We start from the raw sequence: 21225 nt of genomic DNA on the forward strand, positions 1-21225 counted from the left end.
CTCCTTTTCAGGAAATTCTTAAAACCTCTGTCTGATTGGTAACTTTTTTCATATTAGTTAACCTTTTTATATGAAAGTAATCGGAATTAGCCACAACCATCATCACTGTAGTATCATAGCATTTCTGTGCTAACGATGTAAGATCTGCTTCACCCATTAGATCTCCCTTCTTAACAGCCTGTCCCTGTTGTACTTTCGTTTTAAACCCTTCTCCGTTTAATTCCACCGTGTCAATTCCAAAATGAATCAGTATTTCTGCCCCGGAATCTGCCATGATACCATAAGCATGTCCGGTAGGATAGACCGCAGTGACCGTGCCGCTGACCGGTGCATATAATTTCCCGTCAGCAGGAAGGACCGCAATTCCCTCTCCTAGTGATCCGCTTGAAAAAGCTTTGTCTTTTACATCAGATAAATTTATGATTTCGCCATTTACAGGCGAATTTAGAATAGCTTCACACGGTTTGTTTTCTATCACCTCTGTTTTTCTGCTGCTTTCCTCAAATCCGATAACATAGGTCATTGCCGCTGCAATTCCAATAGCAAGAATCATACCAACAATATAAAATGGAAATGTTTTTCCGAAAAATCCCGGGAAATTTAAAATACCTGCAAATACAAAAGTGTACTGCCTGACTCCCATAACTCCCACAAAGGCTCCGGCCACTGCCCCGGCCGTGATAAACGGGATATGGAGTTTTTTAAATTTTGTCAAAAGTCCGTAAATAATAGGCTCAGTAATTCCCGTAAACAATCCTGTCAAAAAAGAAGTGAAAGACAGCTGTTTTAATTCTGAATTTTTTGTTTTCAGAAGAACACCCAGTGCCAGACCAATCTGTGAATAGGTTGCCATAAGCCACATAGGCGTAAAATAATCAAACCCTTTGTTCGTAATGTTAATAATTATGATTGGAATGATCCCCCACTGAAGACCGAAAATAGCCATATAACCACACAGCCCGCCTGCAATCAAACCGGCGATCAGCGGATTGAATCCTACCAATGCGCTTAATCCGTCTCCCAGCATCTGGCTCACATAGGTCCCAAAAGGTCCGAATGTCAGGATTGTGAGCGGAACAACAATTAAAAGTCCTGACAGTGTGATCACAAGAGAACGGACACTGTCGGGCAAAATTTTCGTAAGCTTATGATCGATGACTGAATAAAACCAAACCCCCAGAATTGCAGGGATCACACTGGAAGAATAATTGGCCATGACTACAGGAATCCCAAAAAACTCCACAGCTCCTTTTACCTCCGCCAGCGCAGTAAAGGCAGGATGCAGAAGTACTCCACCGATCACAACAGCAATATAAGGATTTGTCTTAAACTGTTTCGCCGCCGTAATTGCAAGAAGAACAGGGAAAAAATAAAAAACCGCATTTCCCGCTGCCGATAGAATCGCATATGTTCCGCTTTCCGCATTCATCCACTTCATGGATGAAGCAAGGCTTAACAGTCCAGTCAAAATACCCGAACACATAATGAGAGGCAGGTAAGGCGCAAATATCCCGGAAATCACATTAAATGCTCTGTCAACAAGTCTCCCTTTTTCTCCCGCCTCTGAAGATATATTCTCCATAAAAGGCAGCATGGGTACCAGTTCATCAAACACCTTGTTGACTGCATTCCCGATCACGACCTGAATCTGCGTTCCGTTTCCCAAAACATTTATTACACCGTCTGTTTCCTGTAATTTTTCTTTCTGCACTTCATCCGAATGCTTTAATGTAAACCTCAGCCTTGTGGCACAGTGGTATACATTCGTCACATTTTCGGCACCACCCACATACATTAACACTTTTTCGGCCGTTTCTTTATTTGACATGGCAAAAATCCTCCGTTAAATTCTCTCCTCTTGTTTTAATCACTTCTTTATACCAGTAATAAGACAGCTTTTTCTTTCTCTTTAAACCGTTTTCATGATCAACGTAAATGAATCCGTACTGTTTTTGAAAACCATTGAGCCAGCTTAACAGATCAATGGCAGACCAGGCAAAATAACCCTTAATGTTATAGCCTCTTAAGTTTCCCTCTTTAATAGCCGCCAGATGCTTTTCAATAAACTTGATCCGTGGGACATCCATGACCTGTTCCTCAATGACAGGGTCCTGGTCACCCAGCCCATTTTCCGTGATATATACTTTCAGTTCACTATCATAGCGTTTCCTCAGCATTCGAATGCCGTCAAGCAGACCCTCCGGAGACACTTCCCAGCCCCATTTTGTATATATCTTATCCTCCGGCTTCACGATTTCATAAAAACCATCATAATAAAACTGCCGTTTCTGACCCGTACTGGCTTCCCTGGAATAATCAATCACTGCATCTTTCCTGTCCTTTACTCTGACCACCGCATTAGGATGATAGTAGTTCAGGCCGATAAAATCATTTTGTCCACTGGCCCTTTTTATTACCGCTGCCTCATCATCACTGATACGGAACAAAAGATCCCTATTTTTCAAAAATTTCAGGCAGTATTCGGGATATACTCCTTTAAACAAAGGATCCAAATACATAAACGTTTCAAAATGATTGGCATGGTTCGCCGCCTCTTGGTCACTATATGAATCAGTGGCAGCATAGTTTGGTGCAAATCCATGAGAAAATCCTATCTCTCCATACTGCTTTTTACTCTTGTACAAAACTACAGTCCGTGCATGGGCAACCATTACCTGGTGCAGCGCCTCAAAAAAGCCTTTTTGTTCATTTTTTAATCCCGGCGGATGAGCCCCTGTAATATATCCAAACCTTAAAAAGTAAACTGGTTCATTGAATGTGATCCAATGCTTAACCCTGTCACCAAAACACTTAAAGCAGACATCCGCAAATGCTGTAAACTGCCGGACGGTCTCTCTATTTCTCCAACCGCCCTTTTTCTCTAAGTACTGCGGCAAATCCCAGTGATATAAAGTAACAAAAGGCACAATACCATACTTTAAACATTCATTAATCAGGTTGTTATAAAATGAGATCCCCTTTCCATTCACCTTACCATCATCATTTGGAAATATCCTGGTCCACGAAATAGAAAAACGATAAGATTCCAGTCCCATTTCAGCCATCAGCCGAATATCTTCTTTATAACGGTGGTAATGGTCAATGGCAACATCACCGTTAGTTCCGTTCAGGGTCTTGCCTTCTATTTTAGAAAAGACATCCCAGTTTGATATCCCTTTTCCGTCTTCCTTATATGCCCCTTCTATCTGGTAAGCTGCCGAGGCCGCTCCAAATAAAAAATCATGTGCAAACTTCATTTTCTACCTCCATATCCTGCAATTTTTAAGCGCTTTTCCTAATTGCAGTTTCATCATATACAAATTCTGCTGTCTTGTCTCATTTTTTCAGACTTTAGAATTTTGTTATGCTGTTATGGAATTTGTTACACAAAAAAAAACATGATTTAAGCCTCTTAAATCATGTTTTTGTATTTAATCTCTGAACTCTGTGTGCCAATGTTTCCAGAATATAGATCACCGGCACCTGGGATGTTACATTATATTGCCCCGGCAGTACAGTCATAGGCATGTAATAGGCAATATTAAAGTCTGAGACATTTGCCAAAGTACACTGCCTTGTGTTGGTAATGCTGATGATCGTAGCTTTTCCTCTTTTAAAACCATCAATCTGCCGGTGAAGGAATCTCTGCTCCCCGCTGACGGATAATGCCACGACTGCCGAATCATCGTATTTTCCATTATCTGTAGGATAAAATGGATCATCTAAATATAATGCATTCTTCCCTAAATTGGATAAATAACGTGCCCCATATTTGCCCAGTGTCCCGCTTGTTCCCAGCCCTACAAAGAAAACTTTTTCCTTACTGCATATAATTTCTGCCGCTTTCTGGATCTCCCGGTCAAATTCACTATGCTCCACTTTTTTAAAAAAATCCTGAATGATTGTGTAATCATCTGTAAATTCCTGTTTCTTGGAATCTTTTAGGTATTCTTTCAATCTATACTTAAATTCCGAGTAGCCTTCACATTCCATCTTGGAACAGAACCGAAGAATCGTGGTCGAAGAGACATGCAGCTTAGCTGCCATTTCCCGGATAGTCATCCGAGAAGCCATTTCCGCGTTGGATATAATAAAGTTGTAAATTAAAATTTCCAAATCATTTAGAGATTTAATTTTTTCATAGGTAAACATTAAAAATCCTCCGGGATATATATTTATCAAAATTGACTCTGTATAAATTTATTATAATTTTAGCATGTGTAATTGTACATATCAAGAAAGCAGATTTAATTAGTTTTTTTATAAATTCTTCCTGAATTTCGAATTTCCATTCGATTCCCAAATATAAAAATCTGGATACGCATCATTTCTCATTTTTTGTTCAAAACTTTTTTTATTAAGAAATTTAGAACAAAATATAAAAGGGGACTGCCGCATTAGCTAAAAATATTTAGCCTGCCGTCAGTCCCCTTGTTGCCCTTATGCGGGCCATTTCTGTATCTTTTATACTCCCTTTGCCGCTTCTCTCCTGCTATGGCAGATGAATTATTTAATTGCCGCTAACTCTATATACCCTCTCGTTCCAACCGGCTCCAGCTGAATCCGCGGATTGCTTTCATCCCATTCACAGCCGATGACAGAAGGATCGTATTTCTTCATAGCCTCCCACACTTCCTCAATCGCCTGACAGTAGTTCTCCTCCTCAAAAGGTTCACTCTGAAACATCAAATATTTTGCAGGCGGCAGCTGGATTACTTCAAAGCCCTCCGGCACCTCTCCATCATAATCTTCCGATACCTCCACTCCCTGAACGTATTCCGATGTATCCGGTTTTCTGTATGCCGGCGGCAGCCACAGGCAGACAGGCTCTCCGCTGATGGATTTGATGCTTAATAAAAGCCCCCAGACATCACATCCTACTTCCTCGCAGTAGGCAAAATAATCTGCTGCTTTTTTTCCTCTTTTGATAATGACCTTCCTGGCCGGTTTCTCTGTCACCTGAATAAATACATTTTTTAAATTCTCCATAACTGGTCTCCTTTCAATCTCTCTGTAAACAACGCCATACGGAGTAAAAAGATATAACGGCACAGGATTCAAAGCATATTCACGGGGATTGCATCCAAACTCCCGCAGAAACGCACGCTGGTAACCGTCCACACTGTCAAACCCCATTTCAAAGGCTACATCCGTTATTTTGCAGGTGCAGTCTCTCAGTCTGAGTGCTGACTTGGACAGACGAAGACGGCGGATATAATCGGCCGGTGTACTTCCCACATATCTGGTAAACAGACGATACGAATACCACGGGGAATACAGAGATGCTTTTGCCAGATCCGCCAATGTAATATTTTCTGCTAAATGTTTTTCTATGAAATCCTGCATACGCTGGACAGCTTTGATCTGTTCTCTCATGCCTTTCACCTCTTTACATCTGTCATTATAGGTTGACCGAAAGAAAAACTCTCGACTATTCTTGCCTTTCTATATTATAATAAAACACAGCAGAAAGAAAATACAGATTATGGAAGGATTCTGATAAAATGAAATATAAGTTGATTGCCTTAGATTTAGATGGTACTTTAAATACCGATGAAAAAACAATTACCCCAAAGACAAGGGATGCCCTTCTTTTGGCCCAGCGGCAGGGACTTACCATAGCCCTCTGCTCTGCCCGCCCGGTTCCGGGCCTGTACAAAGACATGCGGACTCTGGATTTAGAAAAATACCATGGGATGCTGATTGCCTATAATGGAGGAAAAATTGTGACTGCCTATGATAAAAAAATCCTTCACCAGCAGACTTTCCCATGCAGTCTGGCAAAAACAGTCCTGAACCATCTGGAAAACTATCCGGTAACCCCCATCATTGATGACGGGGAACGATTTTATGTGACCGATAAAAACGGTTACATGGTTCAGCATGAGTGTTGGAACAATCAGATGGAATGTACCGAAGTCCCTTCTTTGTCTGAGTTCCTTGAGTTTGATCTGGTAAAGATTCTAATGTCTGTGGAACCGGAACAGCTTTGGTCTGTCCTGTCCGAAATTGAGAAACCATTTAAAGACAGCCTGGTCTTTGTAAGGACTGCACCTTTTTACATAGAAGCTATGCCAAAGGGTATCAACAAAGCGGAAGGGCTGCGCCGGACATGTGAGATCCTCGGCATCTCTCCGGAAGAAGTTATCGCTTTCGGAGATGCAGAAAATGACTTGGAGATGATTAAATTTGCTGGTTATGGTGTTGCCATGGGAAATGCCTGTGATGCGCTGAAAGAAACAGCTGATGAGATTACTCTGACGAATAACGAAGATGGAATTGCACATAGCCTGGAACATCTATTATAAAAATAATAATATCTTGTTTACTCTCAAGGCCACATAACCAGATGAGAAAGCATATTATTTTATATTCTTTTCATATTTACTTTTGTACTCTTTTTGTAACCATTGATTAGTGCGTCGCCAGTTAAAAGCAGCTGATGCTAAAAAGATAAGCCCTGGAAGCCAAAAAATCCTGCCTCCATAGTAAATATGATAAATATATAAGGCGACAGCTGCTGATAACAATAGACAGCAAATGATATTTGATATAAGATTTATTCTTTTAAATTTTACACTCTGATTCATGTCATCACCATGCCTTTTCTAGTATAGTTGCTTGTTCTTCTGTTTTCTTAATCCAGAAAGTAATTATATTATCCTTCAATGATATAATATGTTCGGTTTTGTTACAAGAGGATCGTCTTATTCAGCATCCTATATACTATTTTTTATTTCATGGGACGCACTTTCCCATGAAATAAAATAAGACTGCCGCCCAGCTAAATCTACTCAGCCGGCGCAGCAGTCCTCTGCCATTCTATATACAGATATGATTTAATACTCCCCGGCCACCGTCCTGCCTGCTTTTGCTTTGATTCCAGTATGATACTGGATGTCCGGAAGTTTTCCTTCCTCCATGACGATCATCAGCACATCCGGACACAGGCCCTCTCTCTCGATCAGTTTTTGATCAAATTCTATTAATCTTTCTCCTGCAGACACTTTCTGTCCCTGCTTTACAAAGCTTTGAAAGCCTTTTCCATCCAGCTTCACCGTATCAATCCCGATATGCAGCAGCACATTCAGCCCTTCCTTTGTCTTTAATCCTACCGCATGAAGAGACGGTTCCATCACAAGAGTGATGTCCCCATCGGCCGGAGCAGTTACAACGCCGTTCTCCGTTTCAATGACAACTCCATTTCCCATAGCACAGGATGAAAACGCCTCGTCCTTTGCCTGACTCATAGGAAGGATCATTCCGTCAGCCGGAGCCAGCAGTTTCCCCGGTCCGCTGACCATTTCTGCTGTCTCATACTTCTCTGGTATTTTTGTTTCTGCATCATCTGGACTGATTCCGTTTTCCATAAGATACTGTATGTACTCTTCCAGATTGCTCTTAATGACAGAAACCTGCGGCCCGTAAATTACCTGTGCCCCGTTTCCTTTTACGATCATACCTTTGGATCCCGTCTGTTTCAGAAGGTTTTCATCCATTTTGCCTGAATCATTCAACGTAAGTCTGAGTCTTGTTGCACAACATTCCACATCTACTACGTTTTCAAGTCCGCCCAGACCTTTTAAGATTGCAGCAGACACAGGATCCTCGACTACATCCCCCTTCTTTTTTTTCTTCTGAAAATCTTCTTTTGTGTAGAGTTTAATATCCGATGCATTTTCTTCCCTGCCCGGCGTTTTTAAGTTCCACTTTTCAATCACAAACTTAAACAGGAAGTAATAAAGAACTGCATAGAGTGCAAACACCGGAAGGATCATAAGCCAGTTGGTCTTTCCCTGTCCCTGAAGCAGGCCATACAGTGTAAAATCAATCAGTCCGCAGGAAAAAGTAGTTCCGATGCATATTTTCAGCAGGTGCATCAGCAGGAAAGACAAGCCTGCCAGCCCGCAGTGCAGAATAAATAATCCCGGGGCAATAAATAAAAAGGTAAATTCAATCGGTTCTGTAATACCTGTCAAAAAAGAAGTCAGTGCAGCAGATGCTAAAAGTCCGCCTACCACTTTTCTGTTTTCAGGTTTTGCACAACGGTACATAGCATAAGCGGCTGCAGGAAGACCTGCCATCATAAAGGAATATTTTCCTGACATAAACCGGCATGCTTCCACGCTGAACTTGGTTACATTCGGGGAAGCCAGCTCTGCAAAGAAAATATTCTGAGCGCCTGCTACGGTGATTCCGTCGATCACGGCAGTGCCGCCAAGTCCGGTCTGCCAGAACGGAATATAAAATACATGGTGAAGACCAAAAGGTATCAGCGCCCGTTCCAGGAAACCGAATATAAAAGTCCCAAAATATCCGGACTGAAGCACAAGGTCTCCGAGAGCAAAAATTCCTTTTTGGATCACAGGCCACACTGCAAATGCCGCCGCGCCAACGCCGATATGGACAAGTACACAGATGATCGGTACAAACCGGACTCCTGCAAAAAAGGATAAGGCCGCCGGAAGCTCCTGTTTATAAAAGCGGTTGTGCAGTGCTGCGGTCACAAGACCCACAAGAATTCCCGCAAAGACTCCCATCTGCAGGGAATCAATACCACAGACATTGGTGATTGCCCCGTCAAGGACACCTTTTGCGTAGCTTCCGTCCGCAAGTATCTGCCCCGTTAGCTTCAGGCATGCGTTAATGGTTGTATTCATAACGAAAAATGAAATTCCGGCTGACAGTACGGCAACGGCCTTTTCATTTTTTGCCATTCCCAGTGCAACAGCCAGTGCAAAGATCAGCGGCAGATTTCCGAAAATTGTATTTCCCACCTGTGACATGATCGTAAGAAGTCCGTTCAAAATAGTACCGCCGCCAAGAATTCCATCCAAATGATATGCGGCAATCGTTTTTTCATTAGTAAAAGAAGCTCCCAATCCAAGGAGTACTCCTGCAATCGGCAGGATGGATACCGGAAGAAAAAATGATCTTCCGATTTTTTGGATGACGTCAAACATCCCTTCTCTCTTGTTTTTCATATGATCCCTCCAAAATTAAATAAATTGATATATTGTTGTTGTTTTATACTCTTCATTTTTTTTGAACAGCGGTGTATAAAAACCCTCTGTATTAATGCTGTTCGGATAATACTGCGGCTCCATACAAAAACCACTGTGCTTTCCATATACAGCACCGTCCTTTCCCTTTATCTGTTCCAGCACATTGGACGTATAAAACTGAAGGCCCGGCAGATCAGAATAAATCTCCATCCGGATGCCTTCCTCTTCACACGATGCCTCTGCCGCTTTCCTGATTCCAATGTTTTGGTTTTGGATAACAAAATTGTGGTCAAACCCTCCGGAGCTTTGAAGCTCCGGACTTTGTTCATTTAATTTATTTCCAATCCTTTGAGCTTCTATAAAATCAAACGGAGTTCCCTGTACGGAAGCAATTTCCCCTGTGGGAATCCTCTCTGCATCCACCGGGGTATACTCATCCGCAAAAATGCGGATTTTAGTATTGTAAATATTTCCGCTTTCATGGCCTCCCAGATTGAAATATGTATGATTGCTCACATTGATCAAAGTCTTTTTATCACTTACACCACGGTAAGATATCACCAGCCCGCAGGCTTCTGTAAGTATATAGGTTACTGAAAATATAAGTGTCCCCGGAAATCCCTGTTCACCTTCTGGACTAATGTAAGTAAATTTCACTCCGTTATCGGCAGCCGGTTCATAATCCCATAAAACCTTATGAAACCCATTTTCTTTATCACTATGGATATTATGTCTGCCCCTGTTTTTCTCTAACTCATAAGTTACTCCGTCAATTTCAAACCTTCCGTTGGAGATCCGGTTGATATTTCTCCCCACGACAGCTCCAAACATCGGATGATTGTCAAAATAGCCTTCCAGCTTTTCATACCCAAGAACCACATCCTTTAATTCTCCGTTTTTGTTTTTTACCCACAGAGACGTAAGAACTGCCCCGAAGTTGCTCACCTGCACCTTCATTCCTTTTGTATTTTCAATGGTAAACAGCCAGGCATCCTTTTCATTCGTTGTCCTTCCGTACCACTCTTTTTTTATACTCATCCCGGCCCCCGCTTTAGTGTCCGTTTGTCATCAGATCTGACACAACCGGATCCGTAAGCGTTACGCCCTGTTCTTTCAGACTGCAGATGACTTCCTCAAACTGAGGCAGGTATTTTTCATGAGCCACCAAAAGCTCATCCAAAACTTTTCTTGCTTCGTCTCCGTTCTGAACCAGCGGATTTATCGTAAAGGCCTCCATGGCCTGCCCGTAATCACCGGAGAGAGCTGCATTTATGGTACACTCTTCCATAGCCTTCATCAGCTGAATCCATCCCTTCTGTGCCGGCGCCATATCGCCCCACACTATGGGCTGTGCACCTCTTGCAGAAATTACTGATGTGACTTCTGCGATGGAATCTTGCTCCAGACAGGAAATCGCGCCTTTGTTTTCTGTACTTACTACCATTTGAATTCTTTTGTCATTATAAATGGCACTGATGCATTCACATGCCGCATCACTGTAATAGGCGCCGCCCCTTTTTTCCAGCTGCTCCGGCTTTTGGTGAAGATCCGTGTCTTTATAAATTTCAAACAGCTCTGCCTCCGTCTGTTTCATCATTTCCGAGCGGGTACCGCACCTCTTAAATTCTTCCACACTGTGATCCAGCATTTCCTGCTGCATATAATAATATCTGTGATACCCGCACGGCAGAAGATTCATAGTCTTTAGAAGCTTAAGAGGAAATTCTGCCTGATAAATATTTTTCGGCGTCCCCCCATTTTCCTCATTAATATGTTCGATCAGCTCAGGGGTCAGATCATTTCCCTGGCTGTCGGACACTTTGTGCCAATGAAAATGATTCAGCCCTGCAAACTGATAATTTAACTCCTCCGGCTTCTTTCCCAGTATTTTGGGTTCTGCCATCATAGATATTGTAGGTACATTGCAGAGCCCGATGCACTTTTTCCATCCAAAGTGTTTGATCACTGCTTCTGTGATTATGCCGCTTGGATTGGTAAAATTAATGAGCCAGGCATCAGGACAGAGTTCTTTCATATCCTCAACAATTTCCCTTATTACAGGTATCGTTCGAAATGCCTTAAACATCCCTCCGGCACCGTTTGTCTCCTGTCCAAGCATACCGTGCAGCAACGGAATCCTCTCATCTTTAATCCTTGCATCCAGCAGACCCACACGAAACTGTGTGGTGACAAAATCGGCCCCTTTTAAGGCTTCCCTCCGGTTAAGGCTTACATGGACTTTGACGTCATATGGAGATGCATCCCACATTCGCTGTGTAAGGCTTCCGACAATTTCGACTTTTTCCCTTCCGTCTTCAATATCTACCAGCCAGATTTCCTTAATCGGAAGCTCTTCATAGCGCCTGATGAATCCCTCCATCAGCTCCGGTGTATAACTGCTGCCGCCGCCGATAGTAACGATTTTTAACGGTTTCCTCATAAAAATATTCCTCCTGTCTGTTATGTTTTCTTACTGTCAAAGCCATCTTACTTTTTCAGTCCTTCTGTTTCAATAAACTGCCGGGAACCTGATACTTTTTTCATAAATCTCTCTGTCTTCCATCAGGTTTTTGAAACTTTTTGAAACTTTTTGAAACTTTTGCAGTTTAAATCACAAAAAAATGCCTGTGCATCCCTGATTTCAGGTAATGCACAGGCAGAACTGCCTTTCCTATATTTCTCCTTCCATTTCCCGGTCGTCCATAAAATTTATGGCATCCCGCAGGTAGGTAATATTTTTTTCCCGGTCCATATTGTAAATACACCCATAGATCACATCCAGCATATACTGCATAGCTATGTGTGAAGAAAATTGTGAGATCCGGTCTCTGAGATTTTCCTTGTCGCTGATAAACAATGTATGTGAAATATACTGCGGATACCAGTTGCTGTCCGCCCTGCCGATCAAAATTACAGGAACCTTTTTTTCGTGCAGCATTTTCACCACAGGTTCAATGAATGTCGCCTTTCCTGAATAAGACAGAACCAATGCCGCATGATCCCTGCCGGATGCAAGTACCTGCAGCCTCTGTTTGTAAAAAGTCTTAGGGCAATTTACTGCCCTCCCTATGGTCAGCATTTTATCCTGGAAATTTTCCGCTACATTCAAATTGTGGGCATGAGTATAAATGTCTACTGTTTTGGCCTGATATAGAAGGCGGGTCACTCTCTGCATTTCCGACGGATCTATATAGTGATAGGTGTCATGTACCGCCTCTTCATAAAGCTTCTGCATCTTTTGAGCGATTTCTCTCTGAGTATCTCCGGATCCAAAGGGATAATTCACATCAATCATTCTGTTTTCACTGGCCTGTTCCGCCAGGTCTCTTGCGAGAGCCACCTTCAGATCATTAAATCCCTTTAGGCCGATCTTTTTGCAAAAGCGGTGCACTGCAGACTTGGACACATGAATCTCTTCCTCCAGCTTCTGTATAGACAGTCCGGTCACCAATTCTTTGTGACTCAGCACATAGGAAGCGATATCAGCTTCCGCCGGGGTCAGATCAGGACACAAGTTTATCATATTTTGTATGGTCATGAAAAACTCCTTAATAATATTTTCATCAGCTAATATTATTATATATGCACCGGCCGTTTAGAGCAACCTTGCCGTTATTCCTGCGGTCCCGCTGTGTGATGCATGGAAACCGGCTTTACATTGAAGTTTGAACGGTATTCTGTCTCACTCCAGAAAATATCTTCTGCCACCAGACATTCCGGATTAAGCTCAACTCCTTCCAGCATGATCTCCTTAAATTTTTTATAGCCTGCCCGGTCGATCAGATGGCCCCCGTGCAGGTATTCCGGCTTATAATCCATAACCCAGGCAGAAAACTTCTGCCAGTTTCCCAGAACACCAAGGATCACCTCTTCTGTTGCCCAGTTTAAAAACATCTTTCCTGCCCTTGGTGTCTGGCGGCCGGTCCTTCCTCCCAGGATCACCCGGTAAAACTTTGTCTCCTGTCTGGTCCATGCACTGGCCGGACAGGCTCTCACACATTCTCCGCAGCCAACACAGCAGCAGGCATCTTTTTCGATCTTCTGTGTCTCTTGGTTCAGACTCAGAACTCTGGTAGCCCGCTGTTCACAAGCCTTCACACAGGCACCACATCCGATGCACCGCTCCGGATGATAGGTCATCCGGGCTGTTCCGATGATTCCGAAATCGCACATATGGGCTTTGTTGCAGTCGTTGGGGCATCCGGAGATATTGATCTTGATGTGGTAATGGCTTGGGAAAATGATTGGTTCAATTTTCCTGGCCAGCTCAAAGGTATTGGTATTTCCGCAGATGCAGTGATAGTTTCCGATACATGCTGTAATATTCCTCGCTCCGATCGTAGGATAGCCTGCCTTGGGATCCCAAGGTTCAGGCTCATGGGCTATGGTATCCATGTCCGCCTTACAGAGCGTCCCGTCTACATCTTTAATATATTGTTCCAGATATGCGTTGACTTCCGGAATATATTCATATTTGATTCCGGGTATATCAAATGTCTGGCGTGTACCAAAATGGAAATTTCCATCGCCCCAGGTTTTAGAAATGTGTTCCACATAAGACAGATACTTTGCATCAACGGTTCCACCGGGAACCCTCATCTGCAGCATAAACATTCCGGGCTCTTTTGACTGCCGGAAACAATTCAGACGTACTTTTGCGATATTAATATCATGATTCATTGTTCCACGCTCCTTTCTCAATCCACCAGATTCCTGGCAGCCGTATAAGGGAACACCGGTCCGTCCAGGCAGACATACACCTCATCGATACGGCAGTGGCCGCATTTTCCAATGGCACATGACATTTTTCTCTCAAAACTCATCCAGATCTTCTCCGGATCAGCCCCGCAGTTCAAAAGCTCTAATCCGGTAAATTTCATCATAGGAGGCGGACCCACCACAATGGCCGCATAGTCTTCTCCAAAGTTCTCCCATGGGAGCTCCTTTATGAATTCTGTAACCATACCCGTCCTCCAGCCTTCTTTCCCTCCGGTATCCAGTGTATAGATTGTGCGGAATTTCTCTTTCCACTGCTCCAGTTCTTTATGAAAAACAATTCCGTCCTCATCCTTAAAACCGGAGATCAAACTGACATCTTTCACAAAATCCGGTGTATCCGCACACATATGCAAAAGTGAACGGACCGGTGCCAGCCCCGTCCCTCCGGTAATCACCACAAGATGTTTTCCTTTAAGCTGATCCACAGGCCATCCGTTTCCATACGGCCCCCTCAGGAACAGAATATCGCCGGGCTCTTTATTGAAAATACAGTTGGTCACCCTTCCCACAGAACGGATCGTAAATTCCAGCCATCCGTCTCCTTGAGCGGAAACTGAGATCGGCGCCTCCCCAATCTTTGGTATAGAAAGCTGCATGAACTGGCCATGATCCGGACAGGCATCGGATTCGACCCTGAATGTCCACTCATGTGCACTCTCCCTCTTAACATCTAAAATCCTGCATGCCTGCGGCTGAATTGGATTTAACATAGAATTCCTCCTTTACTGAGCCATTCCGGCTTTGATCTCTTCGACAGCTTTGTTGACTTTCTGTATGGTGGCCGTGATGGAGATCAGCTCCGGACAGCGGTGGGAACAGCGCCCGCAGCCTACACACATATGGCGTTTTCCAAATCTGGCTTTATAGTCATGGAATTTATGTAAGAACTTATATCTCATCCGGTCTCCGGCGGTATTGCGGAATTCTTTCTGTCCTGCCATCTGGTCAAACCCTTCGATCTGGCAGGAAGATGATACCCTTCTGCGCTCTCCGGCTTCCGGATTATCACCGTAGGTCAGATCCCTGGAAGAAAAACAAGTACAGGTGGAGCAGGCAAGAGTGCAGCTCCCGCAGGAAATACAGCGCTTGTCAAACTCCCTCCACACAGGATGTTTTTTCAGGGCAAGTCGAACCTGCTGATCTGACAGGTCGGGAAGTGTCACTTTGATCTGGTTTTCTTCTACAACAGAAGGAGTATAGCTTCCTTCAGGCATCCCTTCAAAATAAGCTTCAAACTCCGGCTCTTTCACCTGTACTTCCATGCCGTCCGGGCGGAACCGGAGCGCTATGGAATAATCATCCGTTCTATTGCTTCCCATGGACACACAAAAGCAGGTATCATCTCCGCCCTGGCACTCCATCAGTGCATATTTAACCAGACTGCTCATCCGCTCATAATAATAATCTGTATATCCGCCGTTCCCTGCATAAATTTCATCCTGTATATGTCTGGCATTAATATCACACGGCCGGGCCAGTATCAATACGGGTTTCACCGGATCTTTGCTTGTTCTGTACTCATCTTCTGTGTAATAAAATAAAGTCTGCTGGATCGGCGTAATAACCTCTTTCGCCGGATAGTCTGATTTTTCTTCCCATACGATATCCTTAAACGATTCAACCTGGGCGTACCGTATAATATCTGTATCAGAATAGCGTCCTTCCTTCGGAAAACGCTTCGGGGCATACACCCGATACTTTTCCCGAAGTGCACCAAGGACTTTGTCCGTTTGGGCAATGTTCAGTGAATATTCCATCTTCTTGTCCTCCATCTTTCATATTTCCGGCATGACACCAGATGTTTCAAAGCTTTCACTATTATTATACTGCCGCCGAACAATTAATTAAAATTAGAGTTTTTTATTGTTCCATAAGTTATTTTAATGATGAACCACACGGAACAAAACAGACAAGCTTACTTCATCACTTCGGAGAGCTTTTGTATTCTACAGGAAATTTTGTAGAAGTTTCCTGTAAAATAAAAACCCCCAAGTTATAGTATTTAAGACCATAACTTGGGAGATTCTCTTTTGTTTTAACTCAGCATTTCCAATACTTCATCAAAAACTTTTGCTGCATTCATGCTTCCGAAATCCTGAGGTGCGATCACCATAGCAGGAATTCCCTCTGCGCTTTTTTGGATATCATCCAGTGCAAATCGTATTTGCGGTCCCAGTAGGATTGCGTCTGTACCTTCTTTATGATCTTCAAGCTCCACCATGGGAATTGCATTTACCTTAGCGTCAACCCCTCTTTTTTTTGCTTCTTCTTCCAGTTTCAACCTCATAATGCCTGTACTCATCCCAGCATTGCATACAAGTAAAATATTCAAACTTACACCTCCACTTCTTCTTTTAATTTTTGTTTCTCATACACCTTAAAAAACGGAAAATAAATCACTAAATCCAGCAAGATCAATATGAACACTAACAGCACGGCCTTTATATCCATAGTGTTGATCAGTGCCCCGATGGGGGAGATCATATTCCAGCTTGCATCGGCAAAGGTCCTGGCCACCAGGCCAAAATCCATTGCCAAATAAGTTATGACTGCATTTAACGGCATCACAAGTACAAATGGAATCATCATAGTAGGATTGTACATCAGCGGCAATCCAAAAATCAACGGTTCATTAATGTTAAACAGGGACGGAATCAGGCACAGTCTTCCAATGGTTTTGATCTGTTTTGACTTGCTCGTGGCTGCGAGAAATGCAAGTCCCAGTGTTGCTCCGCTTCCGCCGATGGCCATGAATGTCCACCAAAACGGTTCCGTTACAATATACGGAAGGGACACTGCGGCAGTTCCCGCAGCAAAAGCAGTCACATTTGACGTATAGTTGTTCAGCAAAAACGGAGTTAAAGGACCTGTTATCACTGTATCGTGAATTCCAAACCACCAAAAAGTCATTACAATTATTGCCAGAATTACAATACCCCAGATATTATCCACCATTTTTACAAACGGCGTCATGAGTGTTGTCATCAAAGCCGGGAATCCTGCCCCTGTGGCTGCCAAGACAGCATTGCTTACCGCTGCTACAGTAATCAGAACAATAAGTACCGGTACAAGATTTCCGATAGAATCCGCCAGTGCTGGTGGAACCCCTCCTCCTGTCAGGTTAATGTAACCAACCTTCTTCTTAACTAAAAACCGGTATAGTTCAAACGAACAGATAGATACTAAAATTGCCGTAAACAGACCGCTTCCATCCAAATAAGTCACGATAATCTGTCTGTCCGGATTCATTGTAGCTGCAATCAAAAAAGACATGGTGGTTATGAGCATTGGCATAACCGGGTTCATTTTATAATGCTTTGCCAGTTGGTATCCCAGAATTACAGCAACATATAATGACATAACCGTCATTGTGATCAGATAAATGAATCCCAGAGATGATCCAAGATATTTTGCAATAACTGTCCATCCTTGAAAAAATGACTTCAAGATACCCGCACTCATGGCTGTATAGTCCATAGGCGGTGAGATGATGACCAGACAAAAACTTCCGATGGTCATAAACGGAATCAATGCCAAAAATGTATTCTGCAGCGCCTGAAGATATTTTTGCCTAGACAGCTTATTGGCCACCGGCGCAATCTTTTTCTCAATAAGCGCGTTAAACTTCTCCATTAAATGTCCCTCCCTGTTCTTCGATCCACTTTTGATACCAGTAATAACTATCTTTTGGAATTCTCATATTTCCATGATCAAAATCAACATATACAAGTCCATACCTTTTTTCATATCCATTGATCCAACTGTATACATCCATAGAGGACCATACAAAATATCCCCTGACATCACATCCATCTTCCATGGCTTTTTTTGTCCATTCCACATACCCTTTTAGATATTTGATCCGATAGTCATCATGAACTCTCCCTTCCCGGACTTCGTCATAATATCCAATCCCATTTTCAGTAATGATCACTGGTGTTTCGGGATACAACTCTTTAAATTGCATCAAAAGGTCATAAATAGATTTTGGATACACTTCGCTTCCCCAAGGATTTTTCTTTGTATTCTTATCTTCGTCCAGTGCAAACCAATCTTTGACTTCTAATTCTTCCTTAGGACCTGAAGTTCCTGTGTTATTTGCAGTCAGTGTAGTTTCTTTTCCTGACGGTGGCTTCACGAGAAATCTGCAGTATGCATTAACGCCCAGATAATCTACGGTTCCTGCCCGGAAAATTTCTTTGTCGGATTCCATCATGTAAGACAGGTCATATCCCTGTGATCTCAGCTTTCTTATGTAATCTTCCGGATAACTTCCCTTGATACAAATGTCATTGACTGATGTATTAAAGAAAATATCTGCCAATTGGGCAGCCTTCTTATAATCCATGTCATCCTTCAATGTCTCAATGGGATAACTGTCACTGACCAGTCCGATCATTCCTGAACCATTCATTTCACGGTATATTTTTATTGCTTTGGCACTGGCCAGCATAATATGATACATTGCCTTCCATCTTGTTTCCATATCCTTTTTGTTAGGAGGGTAATTCCCGAATCCATAACAACACAGCGTCTCATAATTAGGTTCATTTACAGTCGCCCAATAATTTATCCGGCTTCCGAATTCCTCAAAGCAAACCCTTGTATAGGCTTCATAGGCATCCACTGTTTTCCGGTTTTCCCAGCCTCCTGCTTCATACAGTGGCTGCGGCAGATCATAATGATACAATGTCACCAGCGGTTCCATCTGATATTTTATACAGGTGTCAATGAGCCGATTGTAAAAATCAATCCCCTCTCTGCATCTTTCTCCTGTTCCATCCGGCAGAATCCTTGTCCATGCAATAGAAAACCGGTATGCATTCTGACCTCCCTCCGCAAGCATTTTAATATCTTCTTCGTAACGATGATAATGGTCACTTGCTATGTCTCCTGTTACACAATTCACATTATTTTTCTCACTGTGGCAGAACACATCCCAGTTGGATTTTCCTTTTCCGCCCTCATTCCAGGCCCCTTCACACTGATAGGCTGCCGTGGCACTCCCCCATAAAAACTTTTTTTCCTGCCCCATGAATCATGAATTCCTTTCTTTGTACAGACTGATGAACTCTTTTGCCACTCTCTCATACATGATAGTCGTCATTAAGTGGTCTTGAGCATGAACTAACAGAATACTGTATTCTATATCATTACCCTGTGCTTCCTCAGCCAGTAATTCTGTCTGCGCCTCATGGGCCAATGTCAGTTGCTCTTCTCCCATGGCCAATTGTTTATCTGCTTTTTCATATCTGCCTTCCCTGGCTTCCTGTACTGCTTTAAAAAAATAGGAAAATGCATCTCCTGCATAGCTGATAATTTGAAACGACACATTTTGTGCTGCTTTCTTATTCATTTAATTTCCTCCTTGTCGATTGATCTGCCTTTATTATAAAAAACAGCTCTGCTGTATTCAAATCGTCTTATGCGGGGGTACACCGCAATCTTATATTTGATTTTATTGACTAAGTGCAAGATAATAAAAGTGTACCATATTAAAAATAACATATCATACGGGGGCTGTAAGATATGAATAGATTTGACGAACGTAAACAGAAACTTATCAATATCATAGCGAACTCATCAGGCTGCATCACAGGAAAGGCACTGAGCATGTCCCTGCATATTTCTTTGCGCACTGTCCAGGGAGATGTGGCCGCGATCAATAAGATTCTTCCTTTAATACACTCAACTAACAAAGGATATTCTATTATAAGAGAAAACTATCTTATGCTCAGCACGAAGACCGCAGATTCTTTTGAAAACAGTGACCATATCATGATCAAAAAACTCATGTTTACAGATGTTCCCTTTCAGATCGATGAATTTGCTGATTCTCTTTATATGAGTACATCTACACTTGAAAGGAAATTAAAAAATCTTCAGCCGCTCCTGGCAGACTATCACTTAAAAATGCATCGTAAAAAATCTTATTTGCAGATCACCGGAAATGAGTTAGATAAACGAAAGCTGATCAACCACTTAATTTTTAAAGAGATTAATCCTGCTTTCAACACCATTCATAACCTCTCCAATTATTTTCCGGATATCAACGTTGAAAAAATAAAATCCATAACACTGAATTCCATCTGCAAATACGATTATTTTGTAGAAGACACCTATTACAATAATATTCTTGTGAGTATTGCTATTGCCTTATACCGGATGCGGTCCGATTATTATATAAAAGATAAGATACCGTATAAAGTTTCCGAGGATTCGGCAGAGTACAGGATTGCTGATGAAATATGTGAACAGTATGCAACCCATTGCTGTATTAAGCCGTCTGAATATGACATTTCATATATTGCAATGCTTTTGGAGGGCCAGATAAAACCTCTGGACAGAAAACACGAGGTATCCTATAGTTCTGACATCTTAACCTCACGGTATATTGACGAACTGGATGTGATTTTAAAAAGTGTTTTTGATTCCTACATGATGCACATTGATTATTCTGACTGTTTATACAATTTTGCTCTCCACATTGACGGAATGATCCGCCGTTCTAAGAATACTCAGCCTGCCAATAATGAAATGTTGGATAATATTAAAAACCATTGTCCGTTTATCCATGATATCTCTGTTGCTATTGCAAAAAAAATAGCAGAAAAATATGATATTGAAATCTCAGACTCAGAGATTGGATTCATCAGTATTCATATTGGCTATTTAATTGAAACCGCAGCAAAAAGAACAGAAACGGTATCCGTTTTACTGTTATGTGATGATTACCGAAAGATTAATGAAACCATTAAAAATAAGCTACAGGAAAATTTTTCGGAGTTTATCACAGTTCATTCATTTCGTTTTCAGGATGATGCTCTTCCTGATACAAATGCGGATTTATACATAACAACAAAACCCATAGAACTTTTAGGAAAAAAGGTTCTTATGGTTTCTCCATTTTATACAGTGGCGGATCATATGAATGTCCATCGTGCAGTTCAGGAATGTATAAGAGAAAAAAATAAAGCAAAACAGAACAAGTTCTTTTCTTCTTTCTTCCATGAAAGTTTATTTTTCAGGAATCTTGATTTCCAAAAAAAGGAGGACATTATCTGCTTTCTTGGAAAGAAAATTGTCGATTTTGGAATTGCCGGAAAAGATTTTATAGAGTCTGTGCTGGAGAGGGAACGTTTATCGTCAACCTGCTTCTTAGATGCCTTTGCTGTCCCTCACGCTATCCATATGAATGCCGACAGGACCATGGTCTGTATCCTGACCAGCGAAAAAGGAATTCCATGGGATGACCATAAGATCCATATTGTACTGATGATTGCAGTTCATCAGCAGGACCGGAAGGAATTCATGGAACTTTACGATGGAATAGTACGGATATTAGATAATCCTATTAACATAAAGCAGCTGGCCGCTGCCAAAACCCCTTCTGAATTTATTCACCGTCTGGCAAATATGAATTCTATTCATTAAAAACCAA

General features: G+C 42.2%; 17 protein-coding genes. 2 read left to right on the forward strand and 15 right to left on the reverse strand.

The genetic code is table 11. The features are described 5' to 3' along the window. Positions 1–7: 7 nt before the first annotated feature. The 4 genes from KH180_RS13700 to KH180_RS13715 form a co-directional block, all read right to left on the reverse strand. Entirely contained in the window at positions 8–1828 is a 1821-nt protein-coding gene (locus KH180_RS13700) for a beta-glucoside-specific PTS transporter subunit IIABC (RefSeq protein WP_290761257.1), read from the reverse strand. Further along, entirely contained in the window at positions 1818–3257 is a 1440-nt protein-coding gene (locus KH180_RS13705; RefSeq protein WP_290761259.1) for a glycoside hydrolase family 1 protein, read from the reverse strand. Before KH180_RS13705 ends, KH180_RS13700 begins: the two co-directional genes overlap by 11 nt. 160 nt (positions 3258–3417) lie before the next feature. Beyond that, complete coding sequence (locus tag KH180_RS13710) at positions 3418–4152, reverse strand: MurR/RpiR family transcriptional regulator (RefSeq protein WP_290761261.1); 735 nt, start codon at positions 4150–4152, stop codon at positions 3418–3420. A gap of 354 nt (positions 4153–4506) precedes the next feature. Continuing rightward, the gene (locus tag KH180_RS13715; protein WP_290761263.1) at positions 4507–5376 is read right to left on the reverse strand and encodes an AraC family transcriptional regulator; all 870 of its coding nucleotides are present in this window, start codon (positions 5374–5376) and stop codon (positions 4507–4509) included. A gap of 128 nt (positions 5377–5504) precedes the next feature. Between KH180_RS13715 and KH180_RS13720 the strand changes: the two genes are divergently transcribed. Then, positions 5505–6308, forward strand: a complete 804-nt coding sequence (locus KH180_RS13720) for a Cof-type HAD-IIB family hydrolase (protein WP_290761265.1) — start codon at positions 5505–5507, stop codon at positions 6306–6308. Between the two features lie 531 nt (positions 6309–6839). Here the strand turns inward: KH180_RS13720 and KH180_RS13725 are convergent. The 11 genes from KH180_RS13725 to KH180_RS13775 form a co-directional block, all read right to left on the reverse strand. Next, entirely contained in the window at positions 6840–8984 is a 2145-nt protein-coding gene (locus tag KH180_RS13725) for a PTS transporter subunit IIABC (RefSeq protein ID WP_290761267.1), read from the reverse strand. A 15-nt stretch (positions 8985–8999) separates the two neighbouring features. After that, a complete protein-coding gene (locus KH180_RS13730; RefSeq protein ID WP_290761269.1) occupies positions 9000–10043 on the reverse strand; it encodes an aldose epimerase family protein in 1044 nt (347 codons plus the stop codon). Between the two features lie 13 nt (positions 10044–10056). Then, complete coding sequence (locus KH180_RS13735; RefSeq protein WP_290761271.1) at positions 10057–11445, reverse strand: 6-phospho-beta-glucosidase; 1389 nt, start codon at positions 11443–11445, stop codon at positions 10057–10059. 231 nt (positions 11446–11676) lie between these two features. After that, positions 11677–12543, reverse strand: coding sequence for a MurR/RpiR family transcriptional regulator (locus KH180_RS13740; RefSeq protein WP_290761273.1), 867 nt, complete (start codon positions 12541–12543; stop codon positions 11677–11679). Between the two features lie 74 nt (positions 12544–12617). Then, a complete protein-coding gene (gene asrC, locus KH180_RS13745; RefSeq protein WP_290761275.1) occupies positions 12618–13685 on the reverse strand; it encodes a sulfite reductase subunit C in 1068 nt (355 codons plus the stop codon). 17 nt (positions 13686–13702) lie between these two features. Further along, positions 13703–14494: an anaerobic sulfite reductase subunit AsrB gene (gene asrB / locus KH180_RS13750; protein ID WP_290761277.1), complete on the reverse strand. Its 792-nt coding sequence runs from the start codon at positions 14492–14494 to the stop codon at positions 13703–13705. A gap of 12 nt (positions 14495–14506) precedes the next feature. Continuing rightward, complete coding sequence (gene asrA, locus KH180_RS13755; RefSeq protein WP_290761279.1) at positions 14507–15541, reverse strand: anaerobic sulfite reductase subunit AsrA; 1035 nt, start codon at positions 15539–15541, stop codon at positions 14507–14509. 278 nt (positions 15542–15819) lie between these two features. Then, the gene (locus KH180_RS13760; protein ID WP_290761281.1) at positions 15820–16116 is read right to left on the reverse strand and encodes a PTS sugar transporter subunit IIB; all 297 of its coding nucleotides are present in this window, start codon (positions 16114–16116) and stop codon (positions 15820–15822) included. Between the two features lie 2 nt (positions 16117–16118). After that, positions 16119–17417, reverse strand: coding sequence for a PTS sugar transporter subunit IIC (locus KH180_RS13765; RefSeq protein WP_290761283.1), 1299 nt, complete (start codon positions 17415–17417; stop codon positions 16119–16121). Then, the gene (locus tag KH180_RS13770; RefSeq protein WP_290761286.1) at positions 17404–18819 is read right to left on the reverse strand and encodes a glycoside hydrolase family 1 protein; all 1416 of its coding nucleotides are present in this window, start codon (positions 18817–18819) and stop codon (positions 17404–17406) included. The genes KH180_RS13765 and KH180_RS13770 overlap by 14 nt, the downstream gene beginning before the upstream one ends. Positions 18820–18822: 3 nt before the next feature. Next, positions 18823–19140: a PTS lactose/cellobiose transporter subunit IIA gene (locus KH180_RS13775; RefSeq protein WP_290761288.1), complete on the reverse strand. Its 318-nt coding sequence runs from the start codon at positions 19138–19140 to the stop codon at positions 18823–18825. A gap of 173 nt (positions 19141–19313) precedes the next feature. On the opposite strand from KH180_RS13775, the gene KH180_RS13780 reads away from it, so the two are divergent. Then, positions 19314–21218 carry a BglG family transcription antiterminator gene (locus KH180_RS13780; protein WP_290761290.1) on the forward strand — a complete coding sequence of 635 codons (1905 nt, stop codon included), beginning with the start codon at positions 19314–19316 and terminating at the stop codon, positions 21216–21218. Positions 21219–21225 lie beyond the last annotated feature (7 nt).

Source organism: Anaerostipes sp. (genome assembly GCF_018381315.1).
Classification (GTDB): Bacteria; Bacillota; Clostridia; order Lachnospirales; family Lachnospiraceae; genus Anaerostipes.